1 protein-coding gene is annotated in these 763 nt (G+C 73.5%); it reads right to left on the bottom strand.

Features of this window, described 5'->3' with window-relative positions:
• Nucleotides 1-763 (bottom strand): YbfB/YjiJ family MFS transporter (locus tag AC1D12_RS34550; protein WP_477845560.1); only part of this gene is annotated, 763 nt, incomplete at both ends.

Genomic DNA, 763 nt, shown 5'->3' with positions numbered 1-763 from the left:
CAGCCCGCCCGGCCCGTCGGCCAGCCAGCCGACCAGGCTCGGGCCGACGATCTGCCCGGCCGCGAACACCGTCGTGAAGGCGGCGATGCCCGCCGGCCACGCGGCGGCCGGCAGGTTGTGCCGCACCAGCGCGGTGGTCGATGCGACGACCGACAGGAACACGCTGCCGAACAGCGCGCCCGAGACGAAGCCGGCCAGCGGGTGCGCGCTGACCACCGGCAGCAGCGTCGCGACCGCGAGCAAGGCGTTCAGCAGCGCCATCGGCTGCCCGCCGCGCCAGCGCTGCAGCAGCCCGGCCCACAACCACGATGACGCGATCACGCCGAGGCCGAGCAGCGCATAGAACACCGTGATCAGCCCGCTGCCCAGCTGCTGCTCGCGCAGCAGCGTCACCGAGAAGGTCATGTAGCCGATGTAGCCGAGGCCGAACAGCGTGTACGACGCGAGGCCGAACATGAAATCGCGCGCCTGGAAGCCGGTGCGCGCCGACGCCGGTGCCGGCGTGGCATCGAGGCCGCGTGTGCCGCCTGCGGTGAGGGCGGTCGCGATCAGCGCCACGGCGCCCAGCGCGATCCAGGCCCATTGCCAGGCATGCGATTGCGACAGCGCGACCAGCGGCGGCACCAGCAGCGCCGACGCGACGATGCCGACGCCGGTGCCGCCGTAGTAGATCCCGAGGACCAGCCCGGAACGCGCCGCACCATCGCTGCCGACCAGGCGCGCCGCCATCAGCCCGCCGGAGATGAACGCGGCGGCGCTGGCG

The organism is Rhizobacter sp. P1_G5, assembly GCF_056405435.1.
Note: the sequence above shows the minus strand (reverse complement) of the source record. Positions and strands in the feature narration are given on the sequence as shown.